Annotated in this window: 16 protein-coding genes; 11 read left to right on the top strand and 5 right to left on the bottom strand. The window is 67.7% G+C overall.

Annotation, left to right across the window (positions count from 1 at the left end; genetic code table 11):
• The first annotated feature begins 2 nt into the window (after window positions 1-2).
• Window positions 3-1622 carry an acyl-CoA dehydrogenase family protein gene (locus tag ON37_RS22480; protein ID WP_040722019.1) on the top strand — a complete coding sequence of 540 codons (1620 nt, stop codon included), beginning with the start codon at window positions 3-5 and terminating at the stop codon, window positions 1620-1622.
• A 21-nt stretch (window positions 1623-1643) separates the two neighbouring features.
• Here the strand turns inward: ON37_RS22480 and ON37_RS22475 are convergent, their stop codons facing one another.
• Window positions 1644-2414 carry an ArsR/SmtB family transcription factor gene (locus ON37_RS22475; RefSeq protein WP_217999954.1) on the bottom strand — a complete coding sequence of 257 codons (771 nt, stop codon included), beginning with the start codon at window positions 2412-2414 and terminating at the stop codon, window positions 1644-1646.
• Between the two features lie 143 nt (window positions 2415-2557).
• Here ON37_RS22475 and ON37_RS22470 point away from each other — a divergent pair, with 143 nt between their 5' ends.
• Together ON37_RS22470 and ON37_RS22465 are read left to right on the top strand one after the other, a co-directional pair.
• A complete protein-coding gene (locus ON37_RS22470; RefSeq protein ID WP_040722017.1) occupies window positions 2558-2773 on the top strand; it encodes a type II toxin-antitoxin system VapB family antitoxin in 216 nt (71 codons plus the stop codon).
• Window positions 2770-3210, top strand: a complete 441-nt coding sequence (locus ON37_RS22465) for a PIN domain-containing protein (RefSeq protein ID WP_157171548.1) — start codon at window positions 2770-2772, stop codon at window positions 3208-3210. Before ON37_RS22470 ends, ON37_RS22465 begins: the two co-directional genes overlap by 4 nt.
• Before the next feature lie 48 nt (window positions 3211-3258).
• On the opposite strand, the gene pgi is transcribed toward ON37_RS22465, so the two are convergent.
• Window positions 3259-4911 (bottom strand): glucose-6-phosphate isomerase, encoded by a 1653-nt coding sequence (pgi, locus tag ON37_RS22460; RefSeq protein WP_040722106.1) that lies wholly within the window; start codon window positions 4909-4911, stop codon window positions 3259-3261.
• A 110-nt stretch (window positions 4912-5021) separates the two neighbouring features.
• Between pgi and ON37_RS22455 the strand changes: the two genes are divergently transcribed.
• Window positions 5022-6473 (top strand): NAD-dependent succinate-semialdehyde dehydrogenase, encoded by a 1452-nt coding sequence (locus tag ON37_RS22455; RefSeq protein ID WP_040722015.1) that lies wholly within the window; start codon window positions 5022-5024, stop codon window positions 6471-6473.
• Window positions 6474-6611: 138 nt separating this feature from the next.
• Here ON37_RS22455 and ON37_RS22450 read toward each other — a convergent pair whose 3' ends face one another.
• Window positions 6612-6920 (bottom strand): chorismate mutase, encoded by a 309-nt coding sequence (locus tag ON37_RS22450; protein WP_040722013.1) that lies wholly within the window; start codon window positions 6918-6920, stop codon window positions 6612-6614.
• A gap of 315 nt (window positions 6921-7235) precedes the next feature.
• Here ON37_RS22450 and pcrA point away from each other — a divergent pair, with 315 nt between their 5' ends.
• The gene (gene pcrA, locus ON37_RS22445) at window positions 7236-9785 is read left to right on the top strand and encodes a DNA helicase PcrA (protein ID WP_040722012.1); all 2550 of its coding nucleotides are present in this window, start codon (window positions 7236-7238) and stop codon (window positions 9783-9785) included.
• A 12-nt stretch (window positions 9786-9797) separates the two neighbouring features.
• On the opposite strand, the gene ON37_RS22440 is transcribed toward pcrA, so the two are convergent.
• Together ON37_RS22440 and ON37_RS34305 are read right to left on the bottom strand one after the other, a co-directional pair.
• Window positions 9798-10316, bottom strand: a complete 519-nt coding sequence (locus ON37_RS22440; protein WP_040722011.1) for a GNAT family N-acetyltransferase — start codon at window positions 10314-10316, stop codon at window positions 9798-9800.
• 76 nt (window positions 10317-10392) lie between these two features.
• Window positions 10393-11202, bottom strand: coding sequence for a M23 family metallopeptidase (locus ON37_RS34305; protein ID WP_245553368.1), 810 nt, complete (start codon window positions 11200-11202; stop codon window positions 10393-10395).
• Window positions 11203-12285: 1083 nt separating this feature from the next.
• Here ON37_RS34305 and sucC point away from each other — a divergent pair.
• The 6 genes from sucC to purH all read left to right on the top strand — a co-directional run bounded on the left by sucC (window position 12286) and on the right by purH (window position 20118).
• On the top strand, window positions 12286-13452 hold the full coding sequence (gene sucC / locus ON37_RS22430) for an ADP-forming succinate--CoA ligase subunit beta (protein ID WP_040722009.1): 1167 nt from the start codon (window positions 12286-12288) through the stop codon (window positions 13450-13452).
• A gap of 15 nt (window positions 13453-13467) precedes the next feature.
• Window positions 13468-14382 carry a succinate--CoA ligase subunit alpha gene (gene sucD, locus ON37_RS22425; RefSeq protein WP_040722008.1) on the top strand — a complete coding sequence of 305 codons (915 nt, stop codon included), beginning with the start codon at window positions 13468-13470 and terminating at the stop codon, window positions 14380-14382.
• Between the two features lie 429 nt (window positions 14383-14811).
• Window positions 14812-15963, top strand: coding sequence for a DUF5336 domain-containing protein (locus ON37_RS34505; RefSeq protein ID WP_281004696.1), 1152 nt, complete (start codon window positions 14812-14814; stop codon window positions 15961-15963).
• A 156-nt stretch (window positions 15964-16119) separates the two neighbouring features.
• A complete protein-coding gene (locus ON37_RS22415; protein ID WP_040722006.1) occupies window positions 16120-17799 on the top strand; it encodes a cell division protein PerM in 1680 nt (559 codons plus the stop codon).
• Between the two features lie 89 nt (window positions 17800-17888).
• Window positions 17889-18509 (top strand): phosphoribosylglycinamide formyltransferase, encoded by a 621-nt coding sequence (gene purN / locus ON37_RS22410; protein WP_040722005.1) that lies wholly within the window; start codon window positions 17889-17891, stop codon window positions 18507-18509.
• Between the two features lie 7 nt (window positions 18510-18516).
• Window positions 18517-20118, top strand: a complete 1602-nt coding sequence (gene purH, locus ON37_RS22405) for a bifunctional phosphoribosylaminoimidazolecarboxamide formyltransferase/IMP cyclohydrolase (protein ID WP_040722105.1) — start codon at window positions 18517-18519, stop codon at window positions 20116-20118.
• Window positions 20119-20178: the final 60 nt, after the last annotated feature.

Here is a 20178-nt window from a genome sequence, read left to right as displayed (position 1 = left end):
GCATGCCCACGCACGAAGTGTTCAATCAGGTTCCGCCCATCACGCCGTTCGACTTCGCTCGCAATCCGGCCCTGATCGAGGGCCTGCACCGGGAGGGCGCCGGCTGGGCCGAGGCCGAGGTGCGCGAATTGGGCGCGCTGGCCGGCAGCGCCGAGGTTCAGGAGTGGGGCCGGCTCGCGAACGAGTATCCGCCGGTCCTGCACACCCACGACCGCTACGGACATCGGGTCGACGAGGTGGAATTCCACCCCTACTGGCACAACCTGATGGATGTGGCGGTCCGCCACGGCCTGCACGGCAGCCCCTGGCTCGACGAGCGCCCCGGCGCGCACGTCGCGCGGGCCGCGAAGTTCTACACCTGGGGTATCGCCGATGCCGGGCACATGTGCCCGATCTCGATGACCTATGCCGCGGTCCCCGCGCTGCGCCACAACCCCGAGTTGGCCGCCCGCTTCGAACCGCTACTCGGTTCTCGCACTTACGATTTCGGGCTCCGGGAGCCCACCTCGAAGGCCGGTTTGATCGCGGGCATGTCGATGACCGAGAAGCAGGGCGGTTCGGATGTGCGGGCCAACACCACCACCGCCACCCCGCAGTCCGACGGCACCTATCGGATCGTCGGCCACAAGTGGTTCACCTCCGCGCCGATGTCGGATATGTTCCTGACCCTCGCGCAGGCACCCGGTGGCCTGTCCTGCTTCCTGCTGCCGCGAGTGCTGCCCGACGGCACCCGTAATGCCCTGCGGCTGCAGCGCTTGAAGGACAAGCTGGGCAACAAATCCAACGCCTCCTCGGAGATCGAATACGAGAACGCGGTGGGCTGGCTGGTCGGCGCCGAGGGCGCGGGCGTGAAGACCATCATCGAGATGGTGAACATGACCCGTCTCGACTGCGTGATCGGTTCGGCGACCGGGATGCGCACCGGCGTGGTCTACGCCGCCCACCACGCGCGGCATCGAGAAGCGTTCGGCGCCAAGCTGTTCGACCAGCCCGCCATGCGCAACGTGCTGGCCGATCTGGTGATCGAATCCGATGCCGCGACCACCGTGATGATGCGGCTGGCCGGCGCCACCGACCGAGCCGGGACCGATCCGGCGGAGGCGGCACTGCGTCGAATCGCCTTGGCGGTCACCAAGTATTGGGTCTGCAAGCGTGCGCCCGCCCATGCGGCCGAGGCGTTGGAATGTTTCGGCGGTAACGGCTATGTCGAGGATTCCGGTATGCCGCGGCTGTATCGCGAGGCGCCGCTGATGTCGATCTGGGAGGGATCGGGGAATGTAGCGGCGCTGGACGCCCTGCGTGCCATGGGACGCCAGCCCGAAACGGTGGAGGCCTATTTCAACGAGGTGTCGCTGGCCCGCGGCGGAAATCACCACCTCGACGATGCGATCGACCGGGTCGGCAAGGAACTGACCGACCTCACCGATATCGAATATCGCGCGCGCCGCGTGGTCGAGTTGATGGCCCTGGTCCTGCAGGGCGCGCAGCTGGTCCGGCACGGCCACGCCGCGGTCGCGGACGCGTTCTGCGCCAGTCGTTTCGGCGGTGACTGGGGGATCGCCTTCGGCACCCTCCCGGTCGGGGTGGATACCGAGGCGATCCTGCAGCGCGCCGTCGTCTGATCCGGCTGCGAGCGAGCCGGATCAGCCCACCGGCTCGCTCGACATCTCCCACGGCGCCTGCGGCAAGACGTCGCCGGTTTCGAGCAGGGATTTGAGATTGGCCAGCACCGCCGGCCAGCCACTCGAAATCCCCTGCAGCATTTCCTGGTTCGGCAGCTTCTCGTGGGTCACGGTGAGCCGGACGATGTCCTGGTGCGGTTCGACGAGGAAGGTGACGACCGAGGGCTCCCGGTCCTCCTGCGGCGAGTCCTCGAAGGTGATCACCAAGCGCGTCGGCGGCTCGGATTCGAGTACCTTGCCCACGACGTCGACGGCACCCGAGCCGTCGACGCGGCGGTGTTCCCAGGCCGAACCCGGTTGCCAGTCGGACACATTCGCATGTCCCCAGTAGCGGGCGGTGAGATTGGCGTCGGTCAGCGCTCGCCAGACCTGATCGGCCGTGGCGCGGATATAGGTGACGTAGACGTAGTCGGGCACGGTCGTGCTCATGGCGTACTCCTCTGCCTGGTTCTTGATCGCCCGGATCGCATCCAGGCGCGGCCGGTCGAACACGGAAATCCAGCGTCGTTCGATGTCGTGGATCGGCGCCGGATTGATGTAGTGCACCCGCTCCCGGCCGCGCCGCAGCACGGTGACGAGCCCCGCTCGAACCAGGATGTCGAGATGCTGCGTCAGTGACTGCCGCGCCATCTCCACCCGTTCGCACAGCTCCCGCAGGGTCTGCCCGTTCTGCTGACGCAGCCGATCCAGCAGCAGTCGCCGAGTCGGGTCGGCCAATGCCTTGAACACCACATCCATATCGGGTTCGGGTTGCACGGGGAAATTATGCAGGTATTTACCTGCATAAGTCAACGGGGGGTGGGTCATCCATCCGGTGCCCGCGCACACGAGGTGGATATACTGGAGAAGAAATTTGTATATCCGAATGGAGAGTTATGACGAAGACATTGATCGACATCCCCGATGAGCTGATGGAGCAAGCGAGGCAGATCACCGGGGGGGCCACCAAGACCGAAACCGTGCGGGCGGCCCTGCGGCTGCTCGTCCGTCAGCAACAGCAGCACGACGCCATCGCGTGGTTCGCCGAGCGCGAACCGTTCTTATCCGATACCGAGATCGCCGAGGAGAGCAGCCGGCAGTCACCGCGGTGACGTCAGCAGTTCGGGCCTTGTATCTGGCCGACCACAGCGCCCTCTCCCGTATTCAGCGCCACGAATCGGTGCGGCAGGCATTCGATCGGCTGAATTCCTCGGCCGGAATCATCTGTTCGTGTGCCGTCACTACCGATGAGGCCGCGTTCAGCGCGCGCAACCCCGCCGAACTCGGCAAGCTCCTGCAGATCTATACCGAGGCCTTCCGCTACCTGCCGATGGACGCGGCGATCGACCCGATCGCCCGCTCGATCCGGCAGCAGTTGTGGGCTGCCGGGCACGGGCGATCGGCCCAGGCCACAGACATCCTCATCGCGGCGACCGCAGTCCATTACGGTGCCACGGTCTTGCACTACGACAAGCACTTCGAAATCATCGCCGAGGCGTACCCCGGGCTACGTCAGCGCTGGATCGTGCCGCGCGGCTCGGTCTCCTGAGCAGTCATGATCCGTCGCGCTGTCCGATCTCGCGGCATCGCTGCGCGATCAGCGATGTCTGCGGTACCAGCGAATCAGCGCGTCGGTCGACGAATCCGATTGCGGTGCCGGATCTTCGGCGGCGGTCAGCAGCGGCTCCAAGGCGAGGGCCTGCTGTTTGCCCAGCTCGACGCCCCACTGATCGAAGCTGTCGATACCCCAGATGACGCCTTCGACGAAGACCTGGTGTTCGTAGAGCGCGATCAGCTGGCCGACCACCGAGGGGGTGAGCTGAGGGGCCAGGATCGTGGTCGAGGGCCGGTTGCCGGGCATCACTCGATGCGGCACCAAGGCGGGATCGAAACCCGGAGTTCCGCCGTCTTCGGCCTCGATCTCCGCCGCGGTCCGGCCGAAGGCCAGCACCTTCGTCTGCGCGAACAGATTGCTCATCAGGATGTCGTGCATACTGCCGGACCCGTCACGGGTGGCCAGATCGTCGGTGGGCCGGGCGAATCCGATGAAATCGGCCGGCACCAGGCGAGTGCCCTGATGCAGGAGCTGATAGAAGGCGTGCTGCCCGTTGGTTCCCGGCTCGCCCCAGAAGATCTCCCCGGTCGAGGTGGTGACCGGACTGCCGTCGAGCCGAACGGATTTGCCGTTCGACTCCATCGTCAGCTGCTGCAGATAGGCCGGGAAGCGCGCCAGGTCGTTGGAGTACGGCAGTACCGCGCGGGACTGAGCGCCGAAGAAATTCGAATACCAGACGCCGAGCAGACCCAGCAGGATGGGCGCGTTCCGCTCCGGGGGCGCCGTTACGAAATGTTCGTCCACGCTGTGCATTCCGGCCAGGAATTCGGCGAAGCGCTCCTTGCCGATCACCGCCATCATCGACAGCCCGATCGCGGAATCCACCGAGTAGCGACCGCCGACCCAATCCCAGAACTCGAACATGTTGGCGGTATCGATGCCGAAATCCGCGACTCGCTGGGCGTGGGTGGACACCGCGACGAAATGTTTGGCGACCGCGTCCTCGCCGAGCGCCGCGACCAGCCAGCGCCGCGCCGCGGTGGCGTTGGTGAGCGTCTCCAGCGTCGAAAACGTCTTGGACGCAACGACGAACAGCGTCCGCGCCGGATCCAGGCCGTCGAGTTTCGCGGTCAGATCCGCCGGATCGATATTGGAGACGAACCGCGCCGAAATCCCGGCGTCGGCATAGTGACGCAGGGCCTGATACAGCATTGCCGGACCGAGATCCGAGCCGCCGATACCGATGTTCACCACCGTGCTGATGCGCTCACCACTCGCGCCGCGCCACTGCCCCGACCGCACCGCGTCGGTGAAATCGCCCATCCGGCGCAGCACCTCGTGGACCTGTGCGCCCGCATCCGCGCCGTCGATCGTCATCGACGCACCGGCCGGCAGCCGCAGCGCCACATGGCCCACCGCGCGGTCCTCGGAGGTGTTGATGTGTTCGCCCGCGAACATCGCATCCCGGCGTCCGGCGACCCCGGCCGTATCGGCCAAATCGAGCAGCAGATCGAGGGTTTCGCGAGTGACGCGGTGCTTGCTGTAGTCGATGTGCAGATCGCCGACCTCGACGGTCAGCTCGCGTCCCCGGTCCGGATCCTCGGCGAAGAATTCGCGTAGGTGCCGGTCGGCCACGGCCGAATAGTGATCGTGCAGTTTCCGCCAGGCCGCCGTCGCGGTGATGTCGCTGCTCACTCCCGCGAGATTACAGACACCATTCGCTACGCGCAGGTAGTAGCTGCCGACCGGGTGCGCGAACACGCAGCTTGTGTCCCTCCCGGGCGGCCGCGGCCTACCCTGGGCACATGGTGTCGCAAACCGAATTACTGGAATCCGTCCCCACCCAGCTCTGGATCGGCGGACCGGTGGATGCCACCGGTGGCGCCACCTTCGCGGTCGAGAACCCCGCGACCGGACAGACCCTGGCGCAGGTCGCCGACGCCACGCCCGAAGACGCCGTGCGCGCCCTCGACGCGGCCGCGGCGGTGCAGGACAGCTGGGCCGCGACCCCGGCCCGGGAACGCGGCGAGATCCTGCGCGCGGTGTACGAGCGGATCGTCGAGCGCACCGAGGACTTCGCGCTGCTGATGACCCTCGAAATGGGTAAGGCACTCGCGGAGAGTCGCAACGAGGTGCGCTACGGCGCCGAATTCTTCCGCTGGTTCAGCGAGGAAGCGGTGCGGGTGCACGGTCGCTACCAGACCGCGCCCACCGGCACCGGCCGCATCGTCGTGCACAAACAGCCCGTCGGGCCGTGCCTGGCGATCACGCCCTGGAATTTTCCGCTGGCCATGGGCACCCGCAAGATCGGGCCGGCCCTGGCCGCCGGCTGCACGATGATCGTCAAACCGGCCTCGGCCACGCCCCTGACCATGCTGCTGCTGGCGAAGTTGTGCAGCGAGGCCGGCCTGCCGGACGGCGTGCTGTCGGTGATCACCTCCAGCCACTCCGGCGCGGTCACCGAACCGCTGCTCAACGATCCGCGGCTGCGCAAACTCACCTTCACCGGCTCCACCGGAGTGGGCAAGAAGCTGGTGGAGAAGTCGGCGTCCGGGCTGCTGCGCACCTCGATGGAACTCGGCGGTAACGCCCCGTTCGTCGTGTTCGACGATGCCGATATCGATGCCGCCGTGCAGGGCGCGATGCTGGCGAAACTGCGCAACGGCGGGGAGGCCTGCACCGCGGCCAACCGGTTCCATGTGCACAACTCGGTGCGCGCCGAATTCACCGACAAACTCGTCGCCGCGATGCAGGAGGTGAAGCTCGGCCCCGGCGACGACCCGTCGACCACCCTCGGACCGCTGATCAACCAGGACCAGCTGGACACGGTGAGCGATCTGGTCGCCGATGCCGTCGACCACGGCGCCGAGGTCCGGCTCGGCGGGAAGGCCCCCGGCGGACCCGGTTACTACTATCCGGCCACCGTGCTGTGCGAGGTGCCCGAGCAGGCCCGCATTCTCCGTGAAGAGGTCTTCGGGCCGGTCGCGCCGATCGTCGGATTCGACACCGAGGAACAGGGTCTGGCCGCGGCGAACGACACCGAATTCGGTTTGGTCGCCTACGTTTACACCCGCGATCTGGACCGTGCCCTGCGCATCGCCGAGGGCTTGGAGAGCGGCATGGTCGGGATCAATCGCGGGGTCATCTCCGACCCGGCCGCTCCGTTCGGCGGCGTGAAGGCGTCCGGATTCGGCCGGGAGGGCGGATTCGAGGGGATCGAGGAGTATCTGTCGACGAAGTACATCGCCCTGCCCTGAGCGGCCGGCGCCGGAGACGAAACGACCGCCCCGGGGGATCAGCACCCGGGGCGGTCTGGGGTTGCGGAGTTCGTCGAGACGATCGCCGCGTGGTCTCGAAGGGCCGGCCGTCGGTTCAGTGGCCGAGGCGGTGTTCGGTCAGTGGCCGAGACGGCCGCGGCCGAGGCGGAGCAGCAGCATCGCCAGGGTGTGGCCTTCCTGACCCAGTTCGCTGAAGCGCTCCAGCACCTTCATCTCACGCGAGTGCACCAGGCGCGGGCCACCGTTGGCCATCCGGGTGCGGCCGATGATCCGGGAGATCTCGGTCCGGCGCTTGATCGCCGCGAGAATTTCGGCGTCGAGGCGATCGATCTCCTTGCGGAGCTTCTCGATCTCCGCCTCACTGCTCGGCAGCGCGGCGTCGGAGCCGGCTGCGGGCTGATCGATCGGCTCAGTTGAGGTGCTCATACGTTCTTCTCCTCGTGTCAGAACTTCGATCGGCGTGCGGCCCTGCCCCGTTACCGATCTAATTCTTCCACCGTGAAACAGACCTGTTCGGCCTTGCATTGTCCCCCGTCGAGTGTGCGCTCACGTGCGAAATAGGCGACCACGAATACCTTCGTTCGCCCGAACAGCAGAGGTCGTGAGCGCGCTGGTCATGTGGCCAGTCTGCCACGCGAGGCAAATGAGGCAAAGTCTTGCCCGCGTTCTCCTCGTTGAGAACGCGGCGAGGATCGCGCCGGACTACACCATGTCGGTGCCCGCCGGTAGCGTGGATGGACGATGGAGACGACGGTGGCTGGAACCAGGGCGAAAAGTTCGACAGGAACTTCGGGGGCGGGTACGCCGGGGGCGGCGCACCCATCGCACGACGATCGAGTGCAGCGGCTACTCGCGGGGCTGAACCCGCAGCAGCGCGCGGCCGTCGTCCACGCCGGCTCACCACTGCTGATCGTGGCCGGGGCGGGATCGGGCAAAACCGCCGTGCTCACCCGTCGCATCGCCTATCTCCTGGCCGAGCGGGATGTGACACCGGGCCAGATTCTCGCCATCACCTTCACCAACAAGGCCGCGGCGGAAATGCGGGAGCGCGTGATCGATCTGGTCGGCCCGCGCGCGGCCGCGATGTGGGTGTCGACCTTCCACTCCGCCTGCGTCCGGATCCTGCGAATGCAGGCCAATCTGCTCCCCGGGTCGTTGAACTCGAACTTCTCCATCTACGACGCCGACGATTCCCGCCGGCTGCTGGCGATGATCATTCGCGATCAGAACCTGGATCCGAAGAAGTACTCGCCCCGGTTGCTCGCGACCGCCATTTCCAATCTGAAGAACGAGCTCATCGACCCGGACGCCGCCACCGCCGACGCGGAAGCCGACGAGACCGAACTGCCCGGCATCGTGGCCCGGGTCTACACCGAATACCAGCGCCGACTGCGTGCGGCCAACGCCTTCGATTTCGACGATCTGATCGGTGAGACGGTCGCCCTGCTGCAGAATCATCCGCAGGTGGCCGAGTACTACCGCCGCCGCTTCCGGCACGTCCTGGTCGACGAGTATCAGGACACCAACCACGCCCAGTACGTCCTGGTCCGGGAGCTGGTCGGGCATCATCTGCAGGCGCCCGACGACCTCGCCGACGCCGATGCCGGTGCCGAGGCGGCGGATCCGGAATTCACGCCGCTGCGGCGCGCCGACGCGGTGCCGCCGAGCGAACTGTGCGTGGTGGGCGACGCGGACCAGTCCATCTACGCCTTCCGCGGAGCCACCATCCGCAATATCGAGGAATTCGAACGCGACTTCCCCGATGCGGAAACGATTCTGCTGGAACAGAACTACCGCAGCACCCAGCACATCCTGTCGGCGGCGAACGCACTCATCTCCCGCAACGAGAACCGTCGCGACAAGAAGTTGTGGACCGATTCGGGCGACGGCGATCTGATCGTGGGCTACGTCGCCGACAACGAGCACGACGAGGCGTCGTTCGTCGCCCGCGAGATCGACCGATTGGTCGAGACCGGCGAATACAACTACGCCGACGTGGCGGTGTTCTATCGCACCAACAACAACTCCCGGGCGCTGGAGGAGATCTTCATCCGGATGGGCCTGCCCTACAAGGTCGTGGGCGGCGTGCGCTTCTACGAGCGCAAGGAGGTCCGCGATGTGGTGGCCTATCTGCGGGTGCTGGAGAATCCCGACGACGCGGTGAGCCTGCGCCGCATCCTCAACACCCCGCGCCGCGGTATCGGCGATCGGGCGGAGGCGTGTGTGGCGGTCCACGCCGAACAGCGCGATATCGGCTTCGCCGCCGCCCTGCGCGACGCCGCCGACGGCAAGGTCGCGCTGCTGAACACGCGGGCGCAGCGGGCCATCGCCGGATTCCTCGATCTGCTCGACGAGATCCGGGCCGCGGGCGCCACCACCGACACCGATTTCCCCGATGTCGGCAATGTGGTCGAGGCCGTCCTGGACAAGACCGGCTACCGCGCCGAACTGGAGGCCTCCGACGATCCGCAGGACGGCGCACGGCTGGACAACCTGAACGAATTGGTCAGCGTGGCACGGGAATTCAGTTCCGAGGCGCGCAACAACGTGGAAGCCGCGCGGGCGGAAGGACTGGTCCCGGAGGCGGCCGAGGGGGAGCCGGACCCCGGATCGCTGGCGGCGTTCCTGGAGCGCGTATCCCTGGTCGCCGATACCGATCAGATTCCGGACGAGGGGTCCGGCGTGGTCACGCTGATGACCCTGCACACGGCCAAGGGGCTGGAGTTCCCGGTGGTCTTCGTGACCGGCTGGGAGGACGGGCAGTTCCCGCATATGCGTGCCCTCGGTGACCCGGCCGAATTGGCCGAGGAACGGCGCTTGGCCTACGTCGGGATCACCCGGGCCCGGCAGCGGTTGTATCTGACCCGAGCGGTGGTTCGCTCCGGGTGGGGGCAGGCGGTGTCGAATCCGGAATCCCGTTTCCTGCAGGAGATCCCGGGCCATCTGATCGACTGGCGGCGGCTGGAACCCACCCCGCCCGGGGGCGCTCGCGGTTTCCGTCGTCGCGGCGAGGACGACGGGCTGGAACGGGATTGGACGCGCGGCGACGGCTGGTCCCAGCAGCGTCCCGGCCTGCGCGACCGCACACCGGCTCGCCCGGCGGCCGCCAAACACAACAACTCCGGCCTCGTCCTGGCCGTCGGCGACCGGGTCAGCGACGACAAATACGGTCTCGGGCGGGTGGTCGCGGCCGAAGGTTTCGGCGCCCTGGCCACGGTCACCATCGATTTCGGTACCGCCGGCAAGATCCGCCTGATCCCGCAGTACAGCCGGACCCTGGTCAAGCTCTGAGGCGGGGCTCGGCTACCCGGTGGGGAGGAGGACTTTGACCATGATGCGCTCGACCCGACCGTCCGGCGTGGGGTCGCCATAGCTTTCCGTCGACTCAGCGGTTCGGCTCTGGAATTCGAAACCGTTGCGCCGGTAGAGGCCGATGGCATGCTCGTTTCCGGCGAACACTTCCAGCCGGAGCGTCGAGTACCCCCGATCCAGCGCCCAGTTCTCGAGCGTTCCGAGTAAGCGATCGCCGACGCCCGAGCCGCGCGCCGCGTGATCGACCCACATCGAAATGATTGTGGCGGCCGTGCCTTCCGGCTCGGGGACGCCGCTGGCGATTCCGACCGGTTCACCCGAGCGGACGGCGATCAGATCGAGTGCGCCGGGAATGCTCAACCGCTCCCGCCACCGTTGCTCCCGGTCTCCGGGACCCTGCCAATCGGCCAGCCGGGTGTGGTAGGCGTCCGGGGCGCCCGCCAGTGCGGCCAGCCGAGCTCGTCGCCACAAACGCCAATCGTCCGCGGTCACCGCGCGAATCTCGACCATTGCCCAAGACTGGCCGAGCGTGGCGGGCATCGGCAAGGGATTTCGAGCCGCAGGCCTGGGCCGGGCGGTGAATCGTTCAGTCGCGCTCGGGGCCCAGTGAGATGCCGCGGGAGGCGAGCCAGGGCAGGGGATCGATCTTGTCCGTGCCGTGCAACCACACTTCGAAGTGGCAGTGCGGACCGGTGGAGAAACCGCGGTTACCGACGGTGGCGATCTGATCGCCGGCCATGACGTGCTGGCCGACCGAAACGGTCGCGGTGTCGACGTGGCCGTACACGGTGATGGTGCCGTCGGCGTGTTGCAACCGGACCCACATACCGAACCCGGAGGCCGGGCCGGCGCTGATCACCTCGCCGTCCTCCACGGCGTAGATCGGGGTGCCGATCGGAGCGGCGATATCGACACCGAGGTGCTGGACACCCCATCGGCTACCGAAGCCGGAGGTGAAGGTGCCGTTGGCGAACTTCACGAACAGCGGGCGCAGTTTCGCCGATTCCTGGGCCGCGAGCCCGGCGGCGAACTCCTGGCCGTGCTGCAGGATGTCCTGGAACTGGCTGAGATCGGCGACGGGGGCGACATTGAGCACCTGCGGCGACTGCGGATTGCCCTGCGCCTGGGTGCTGACCGCCTGCGCGGCGATTTCGTGAACCTGGCCGGCCGCGTCGTAATCGGCGGTGGCGGTGTGGTGCTGGCCGGTGGTTTCCATACCGGCCTGTCCGGCGGCGACGACCGCGCCCGCGGCGACCGCCACGACGGCGGCACGACCCTTGAGGGCGGCGGGTGGGGCGGGCATGCGGTGGGCACCGCTGAAGCGCCGCGGGTTGGTTCCCGCCGCCTCGCTATCGGCCGCGGTGCCGCGCGAGCGGCCGGGCCGCAGCCGAGCCAGGTCGAACGGTTGGTTGTCGACGGGTTCGTCGTAGTCGTCGCCCGCGTAGGCGGTGTCGTAGTCCGTCGCGGAACGGTCGGCGTACGGGTCGTCGCCGTCGCGCTGCGCCGCAGCCCACTCGTCCGTCCGGGGCCACTGCGGATCGGCCGTCCAGCCACCGTCTTCGGTGGGCTGCGCCTTGGCAGCCCACGGCTGCCAATCTCCGGTATCCGCGGTATTCGCCGAATCCGGTACGGACCACGCGTTCTCGGTGGCCTCGCCGTGGCTGAGACCGACCATGGTGGCGCCGCCGGCGGCGCCGGGCAGCATCCAGCTCTCGGCCCGGCCGGGCCGGCCGCTGACGGGCGCCGGTGCGGGGTCCTCGCTCCGCGAGCCGGCATAGCCGCCGAAGGTGGGATCTGCGCCGAAGTACGGATGCTGGTCCAGGGATTCCGCATCGGCCCGGTAACGGCGAGCGGACTGCGCGCGATGGCCCGGTTGTAGACGACCGTGGGTCATCGGCGGACTCCGGATAGCGGAAGTGCCGGGGACGGGTCGCCAGTCGAGCGGCTCGCTACCTGCGGAGCACTGTGCTGCAACAAGCCTGCCGTCCTCCTGATCGGTGCGTTCTACGCGGCCTCATCCGAGTGTGGGTGCCGATGTCACGGTCGGCCGGACAAGTATTCCCGGTGAACTGTGATCCAGCTGTGACTTCGACCGCATCGACGGTAACGAAACGATTGCAGGTGGGCAAGCGCTGCGCTCGTTCCGGTGGTACATGTGACATTGATCACGTCTGGACGTCGGAATAACTCACCATCGGATGGGCACGCGAGTGAGAACAGGCAACTACACTACGTAGTAGCAAATGTCGCAAATCAGGGCCGTCGTTCCTGCTACCTGGCGGCCGATCGCAAGCTACTCGTCAGTAGCCTTGGCCAGCGGTTTTGCCCGGGCGGATGCCCGCTCGTGACCTGCGCCACTTAGGCTGTATGCGGCTGATTTCGGCGACATCGAACTGATTAGAGTCCGACTCGACCCGCTTCCGACGACGGGCCGCCAACAAAGTCGTTGTCACAACAACGCAGACGAGACGGTGAGTACATGGATCTCTTCGAATATCAGGCGAAGGAACTCTTCGTGAAGCACGGAGTGCCTTCGTCGGAGGGCCGCGTCACGGACTCGGCCGAGGACGCCCGTGCCATCGCGACCGAAATCGGCAAGCCTGTGATGATCAAGTCGCAGGTCAAGGTCGGTGGCCGCGGTAAGGCCGGTGGTGTGAAGTACGCCGCCACCCCGGACGACGCCTTCACCCACGCCTCCAACATCCTGGGCCTGGACATCAAGGGCCACGTCACCAAGAAGATCCTGGTCGCCGAGGCCAAGGACATCGCGGAGGAGTACTACATCTCCTTCCTGCTCGACCGCGCCAACCGCACCTACCTGGCCATGTGCTCGGTCGAGGGCGGTATGGAGATCGAAGAGGTCGCCGCCACCAAGCCCGACCGTCTGGCCAAGGTGCCGGTCGACGCCGTCAAGGGTGTGGACCTGGCCTTCGCGCGCTCCATCGCCGAGCAGGGCCACCTGCCCGCCGACGTGCTGGACGCCGCCGCTGTGACCATTCAGAAGCTGTGGGAGGTCTTCGTCGCCGAAGACGCCACCCTGGTCGAGGTGAACCCGCTGGTCCGTACGCCGGAGAACGAGATCCTGGCGCTGGACGGCAAGGTCACCCTCGATGAGAACGCCGACTTCCGGCACCCCGACCACGCCGAGTTCGCCGATCGTGACGCCACCGATCCGCTGGAGCTCAAGGCCAAGGAGAACGACCTCAACTACGTCAAGCTCGACGGTGAGGTCGGCATCATCGGTAACGGCGCCGGCCTGGTCATGTCGACCCTGGACGTCGTCGCCTACGCCGGTGAGAAGCACAACGGCGTGAAGCCGGCCAACTTCCTCGACATCGGTGGTGGCGCCTCGGCCGAGGTGATGGCCAACGGTCTCGACGTGATCCTCAACGACGCGCAGGTCAAGAGCGTGTTCGTGAACGTGTTCGGCGGCATCACCGCGTGTGACGCGGTAGCCAACGGCATCGTCAAGGCCCTGGAGATCCTGGGGTCGGAGGCGAACAAGCCGCTGGTCGTCCGCCTCGACGGCAACAAGGTCGAGGAGGGTCGCCAGATCCTCGTCGATGCCAACCACCCGCTGGTCACCCTCGCCCAGACCATGGACGAAGGCGCCGACAAGGCCGCTGAACTGGCTGCGGCCAAGTAAAGGACGAAAAACAACATGTCTATCTTCCTGAACAAGGACTCCAAGGTCATCGTCCAGGGCATCACCGGCGGTGAGGGCACCAAGCACACCGCGCTGATGCTGAAGGCCGGCACCCAGGTCGTCGGCGGCGTCAACGCCCGCAAGGCCGGCACCACCGTCTCGCACACCGACAAGGACGGCAACGCCGTCGAGCTGCCGGTGTTCGGCACCGTCGCCGAGGCGATCAAGGAGACCGGCGCCGACGTGTCGATCGCCTTCGTGCCGCCGAAGTTCGCCAAGGACGCCATCATCGAGGCCATCGACGCGGAGATCCCGCTGCTCGTGGTCATCACCGAGGGCATTCCGGTGCAGGACACCGCCTACGCGTGGGCCTACAACGTGGAGAAGGGCAACAAGACCCGGATCATCGGCCCCAACTGCCCCGGCATCATCACCCCGGGCGAGTCGCTGGTGGGCATCACCCCGGCCAACATCACCGGCAAGGGCCCGATCGGCCTGGTGTCGAAGTCCGGCACCCTGACCTACCAGATGATGTACGAGCTGCGTGACTTCGGCTTCTCGACCTCCATCGGCATCGGTGGCGACCCGGTCATCGGCACCACCCACATCGACGCCATCGAGGCGTTCGAGAAGGACCCCGAGACCAAGCTCATCGTCATGATCGGCGAGATCGGCGGCGACGCCGAGGAGCGGGCTGCGGCCTACATCAAGGAGAACGTGACCAAGCCGGTCGTCGGCTACGTCGCGGGCTTCACGGCGCCGGAGGGCAAGACCATGGGCCACGCCGGCGCCATCGTCTCCGGTTCCTCGGGTACCGCCGCCGCCAAGAAGGAGGCCCTCGAGGCCGCGGGCGTGAAGGTCGGCAAGACCCCGTCCGAGACCGCCGCCCTGGCGCGCGAGATCCTGGAGAAGGCGTCGATCACCGCTTGATTTCTCGTGTCCCGCTGCCGTGCGGCAGTGGGACACAGGCGAGTGGTCTCGTCTCGCGGCGGGACGATCGTCTTTCCACTGCGAAGGCCGCCTTGTTTCCGACAAGGCGGCCTTCTTTCATCTCGGCAGGCGAGCGACGTGCTGCTGTAGGCGATAGCAGCTCGCTGCTGTGGGCAGACAGCAGCGGTTGTGGGCAGGGACAACCGTCGCTCAGGGTGCCGGGAGTAGATGGCACAGGCCCAGCGCCCGCACCACCATGCAGAACATCTCCGAAACGTCCACGCGATACCTCCGATCCTCTTCGGTGACAACACGATCGAGGCGGGTATCCGGTTCACGACGAATTCTCGAGGTTGCCATCACTGGCGTCGTGGCCGTGACCGCCGCGCTCGAGTGCAGTAGCGTCAAGGGCATTCAGCCTGAAAGCCGATGAAGGACTCGATAGGAGACGACCACATGTCCTACCCGACCGGGGGATCCGGGTACAACGCGCCCAATCAGACGCCCTCGCCCACACCCTCGTCCGCCCCGAGCTTCGGCCAGCAGCCGACAGGCAGTACCGGCGGCGGTTCCGGGCTTTCGGCATTGAGCGCCAAGGGGCTGACGTTCTACCTGACGGTTGGTATCGCCGCCCTCGGCGTGATCAACTTCCTGCTGGGCCTGCTCGGTTTCGAGTCGGCCGACAAGGGCTCCGCCGCTTCCGACGCACCGGATTCGCTGAATCTGTTCCAGTTCGGCGGCCCGGGGCCGCTGCTGCTGCTGTTGTTCGCCGGCTTGCTGGCCGGAATTTCGTTGCTGCCCAAGCAGGAACCGAAGAACGGCGTCGTGGCCGCCGCATCGGTGGCAGGCTTCCTCGGGCTGCTGTTCATCACCTTCAACACCTTCCCGATGTTCAAGACGGCGGGCATGGCCTGGCTGCTCGTCTTCCTGAGCCTGGTGCAGGCCGCTGCCGCCATCGTGGCGCTGCTGTTCGAGACCGGCGTGCTGTCCGCGCCCGCGGCCAAGCCGGCCGCCGCCGCATCCGGTTTCGGCGGTGGCACGAGCCAGAGCGGCCAGCAGTCCTACTCGCAGGGACAGCAGGCGGGTCAGCAGCAGGCCTCCTACGGCCAGGCGCAGTCCGCGCAACAGTCCGCCTACGGGCAGTACGGCCAGCAGTACGGCCAGGCACAGCAGGGCCAGCCGGCGGCTCAGCCGCAGCAGTCGGCCTACGGTCAGTACGGGCAGCAGTACGGTCAGGGCCAGTACGGCCAGCAGCCGTCGCCGTACGGGCAGCCGGGCCAGCAGCCGTACGGGCAGCAGCCGGGGCAGCAGGGCCAGCAGGGTTACGGCGCGCAGTCGCCCTACGGTCAGCGTCCGCAGGCCGGCGGTGCCGACGAGGCCGCGACCCAGCACTTCGGCGCCGCGGGTCAGCAGGGCGGCCAGCCCGGCCAGCAGTACGGTTCGCTGAACTTCGGTCAGCAGGGTCAGGGCCAGCCCGGCCAGCCGGGTCAGGGCGGCGCCCAGCCGTTCGGTGGCGAGCAGACCGGCAACCCGGCGGCGGACGCCACCAAGGCGTTCCGCCCCGAGGACGACAAGAAGTAGATCCCACTCCACGCATCCCATCGGCGAGTCAGGCGCTACCTCACGGCGCGCCTGACTCGCCGATCCGTTTCCAGCTGACACCCTGACATGTCGGTGGTTCTGTCGTGCTTCGGCGAGTAAACCGGACGAGTCAACCAGGATCCGCGAGGTAGTTCTATGAAGTCCGCACTGGTCCGTTGGGCCGACCTTCGCGAACAGCGGGCCGGCGCGAGACCGGCGCAGCCTCGTTCGAATTCGCCGGCGAGCCCGGGGCCCGAGGGACCCGAGGATCCGGTCTTCCTCTCGTTGAGCCCCGAACGGGCCAAGGTGCTGCTCGTCATCGCCGCTCGCGCGTCGAGTTTCACGGTCGTGGCGATCGTCGCCATCGTGCTGATCACGCTGACCGCCGCCGGTAGCGGCCTGACCGGAGCGTCCGGTGCGATCGCCGCGGGCTGGCTGGCCGTCCATCAGGTGCCCGTGGTGGTCGGCAAGACCTCGCTCGGCCTGCTGCCGCTGTTGCCGACCGGCCTGGTGTTGTGGCTGACCTCGCGGGATTGCGCACACGCTGTTTCGCCGCGTTCGGCGCGGGCGGACCTGGGCTGGATCGTGGGGGCCGCGCTCGCGGGACCGCTGCTGGTCACCGCGGTCTGCCTGGCGGTCGCGGAGGATGCCGCGACCGCGGTGCCGCTGCAGGCGCCCAACACCCTCACCGCGTTCGGCTGCGTCGGCGGTCTGCACCTGCTGGCCGCGATCGCCGGCATCGCCACCCGCTCGAATCCGCTGCGGGACCTGATCGCGTCGGGCCTGCCGGACTGGTTTTTCGCCGGTGCCCGGGTGGCGGCTCGGACACTGTGGCGGCTGCTGCTCGGCGGCGCCGTCCTGACCCTGGTGTCGTTCGTGCTGCACTGGTCGGCGATCGGTGACACCTATGCCGCGGCCGGGAATTTCGTCGGCGTGCTCGGGCTCACCGCCCTGTCGCTGGCCTATCTGCCGAACGTCGTGATCGCGGCCACCAGCGTGCTGCTCGGGGCCGACGTACACATCGGCGCGGGTGCGTTGAGTGTGTTCTCGGTATCCGGGGCGCCGGTCCCGGCGCTGCCGGTGCTGGCGGCGGTTCCCGGCGGTCCCGCGGCTGGGTGGTGGCCGGTGCTGCTGCTGGTTCCGGCCGCGGTGGGGGTACGCGGCGGTCTGGACTGTGCGCGCGAGTCCGCCGACGAACCGCGCCGGCCGGCGGCGACCCTGTTCGCGGCCGCGGTGTCGGCCCTGGTGCTGGCGATACTGGGCGTGGCGGCGGGTGGTCGCGTCGGTTCCTTCGGCGAGATCGGTCCGGGTGTGCTGCTCACCGGTGGCCTGGCCTTCGCCTGGTCGACCGTCGCCGGATACGTCGGATTGGTCTGTGGGCGGCGGTTTCTCGGGATCCCGCCCACCGTGGAGGACTCGGGCCGGTTCGGCGATCGCTCCCGCCGGTACCTCGATACCGGCTACGGGTACGCCGATGCCGAACCCGACGACTATCCGCAGGACGACTATCCGCACGACCACTACGGGCTCGATCACGACGACTACGACGAGCATCCCGAGCCCCGCTACTTCGACCAGCTCTACGACGATCCGCGCTATGTCGAATACGAATTCGCCGACGACGAGTCGGCCGACGACTACCCGGAACCGGCCTATCGGCCCGCCGACGGTGTCGCGGTCGTGGAGGTCGACGGTGAACTGCTCGACGAGGGGGTCGACTCGGTCCGCCCGCACCGGGGTTCGGTCCCCGGCTTCGATCCCGACAACGCCGACATCGTCGATGCCGAAGTGGTAGAGGGCGACCTGCCGGAGGGCCCCGGCAGGGGCGGTCGTTAGGCTCTATCCCGGCGGACATCGGGTCCGCCGCCCTCCGGCAGTCCCGACGCACAGGGAGTAGAGCGCTGACCACCCCGCCCGCCCAGCTGGTGCCTCCGACCGCGCCGGCGACCCTCGTCGTCCTCGCCTCGGGCACGGGTTCGCTGCTGCAATCGCTGATCGCGGCAACCGAGCAGCCCGGGTATCCGGCCCGGATCGCCGCCGTCGGCGTGGACCGGGTCTGCGCGGCGACCGAGCATGCGGTGCGGGCCGGGATTCCGGATTTCCGGGTCGCCCCCCGCGACCATCCCGACCGATCCGCCTGGGATATCGCGCTGACCGACGCGGTCGCCGCCTACGACCCGGATCTGGTGGTGTCGGCCGGCTTCATGCGTCTGTTGGGCCCGAAGTTCCTGGAACGCTTCGAAGGCCGGATCATCAATACCCATCCCGCGCTGCTGCCGGCCTTCCCGGGCGCGCACGGGGTGCGTGACGCACTGGCCTACGGCGTGCGGGTGACCGGCTCCACCGTGCATCTGGTCGACGCGGGTGTCGACACCGGCCCGATCCTCGCGCAGGAGCCGGTCGCGGTGCTGCCCGGGGACGACGAGGCGACCCTGCACGAGCGAATCAAAGTTGTGGAGCGTCGGCTGCTGGCGGAAACCGTCGCCGCCGTCGCCACGCGAGGCATTGTCTGCGACGGACGAAAGGCAGTAATCCCAGATGAGTGAGGCGCCCGTGAGTGAGAGCGAACGACCCGGCGGCACGGGTGAGCGTCGACCGGTGCGCCGGGCGCTGGTGAGCGTCTACGACAAGACCGGGCTGATCGAGCTCGCCACCGGGTTGCACGCCGCCGGTGTGGAGCTGGTGTCGACCGGGTCGACCGCGGGGCGCATCGCCGACGCGGGTATTCCGGTGACGAAGGTGGAAGACCTCACCGGATTTCCGGAAACCCTCGACGGCCGGGTGAAGACGCTGCATCCGCGGGTGCACGCCGGGATCCTCGCCGACACCCGCAAGCAGGACCATGTCGATCAGCTGGTGGAGCTGGGTGTCGAGGCCTTCCAGCTGGTGGTCGTGAACCTGTACCCGTTCACCGAGACCGTCGCCAGTGGCGCCTCGCCCGACGAATGCGTCGAGCAGATCGATATCGGCGGCCCGTCGATGGTGCGTGCGGCCGCGAAGAACCATCCCTCGGTGGCCGTGGTCGTCGATACCGGCGACTACACCGATGTCCTGGCCGCCGTACAGGCCGGCGGTTTCACGCTCACCGAGCGAACTGCCCTGGCCGCCAAGGCTTTCCAGCACACGGCGAGTTACGACGTGGCGGTCGCGAGCTGGATGACGAATGTGCTGGCTCAGCAGGAGCAGCCCGCGGATGCGGCGGCTCCGCGGTTCCCGGCGTGGATGGGCGGGGCCTGGACTCGCGCGTCGGTGCTGCGCTACGGCGAGAACCCGCATCAGGCCGCGGCGCTCTACCGCAACGAATCCGGTCCGGCCGGGCTGGCGCAGGCGAAGCAGTTGCACGGCAAGGAGATGTCGTACAACAACTACACCGACGGTGATGCCGCCTGGCGGGCCGCGTGGGACCACTCGGAGCCGGCGGTCGCGATCGTCAAGCACGCCAACCCGTGCGGTATCGCGATCGGCGCCGATATCGCCGAGGCGCATCGCAAGGCGCACGCCTGCGATCCGGTGAGTGCGTTCGGCGGCGTGATCGCGGCCAACCGGGAGGTGACCGTCGAGATGGCCGAGCAGGTGGCCGAGATCTTCACCGAGGTCATCGTCGCTCCGGGTTACGCCGACGGCGCCGTGGAAGTGCTGCAGCGCAAGAAGAACGTGCGCATCCTGGTCGCCGACGCGCCGCGGCGCGGTGGCGTCGAGCTGCGGCCGATCAGCGGTGGGGCGCTGCTGCAGCAGACCGATATCGTCGACGCCGCCGGTGACGATCCCGCGAACTGGACCCTGGCGACCGGTGAGCCGGCCGATGCCGAAACGCTGGCCGATCTCGAATTCGCCTGGCGCGCATGTCGAGCGGTGAAGTCCAATGCGATCCTGCTCGCCCACGACGGCGCCTCGGTCGGCGTCGGCATGGGTCAGGTCAATCGAGTCGATGCCGTCCATCTGGCCGTGTTGCGCGCGGGTGACCGGGCCAAGGGGTCGGTCGCGGCCTCCGACGCCTACTTCCCGTTCCCGGACGGTCCGCAGCAGTTGATCGCCGCGGGTGTGAAAGCCATTGTGCAGCCCGGTGGTTCGGTGCGCGACCAGCTCACCATCGACGCCTGCCGAGAGGCCGGGGTGACGATGTACCTGACCGGGGCGCGTCACTTCGCACACTGAGTGCGGTCCACGATCTCGAACGGCGCCGTCCGAGGGGTAACCCTCGGACGGCGCCGTTCG

Origin of the sequence: Nocardia veterana NBRC 100344 (genome assembly GCF_000308855.1) — a bacterium.
Classification (GTDB): Bacteria; Actinomycetota; Actinomycetes; order Mycobacteriales; family Mycobacteriaceae; genus Nocardia; species Nocardia veterana.
This window is presented reverse-complemented; position numbering and strand designations above follow the sequence as displayed.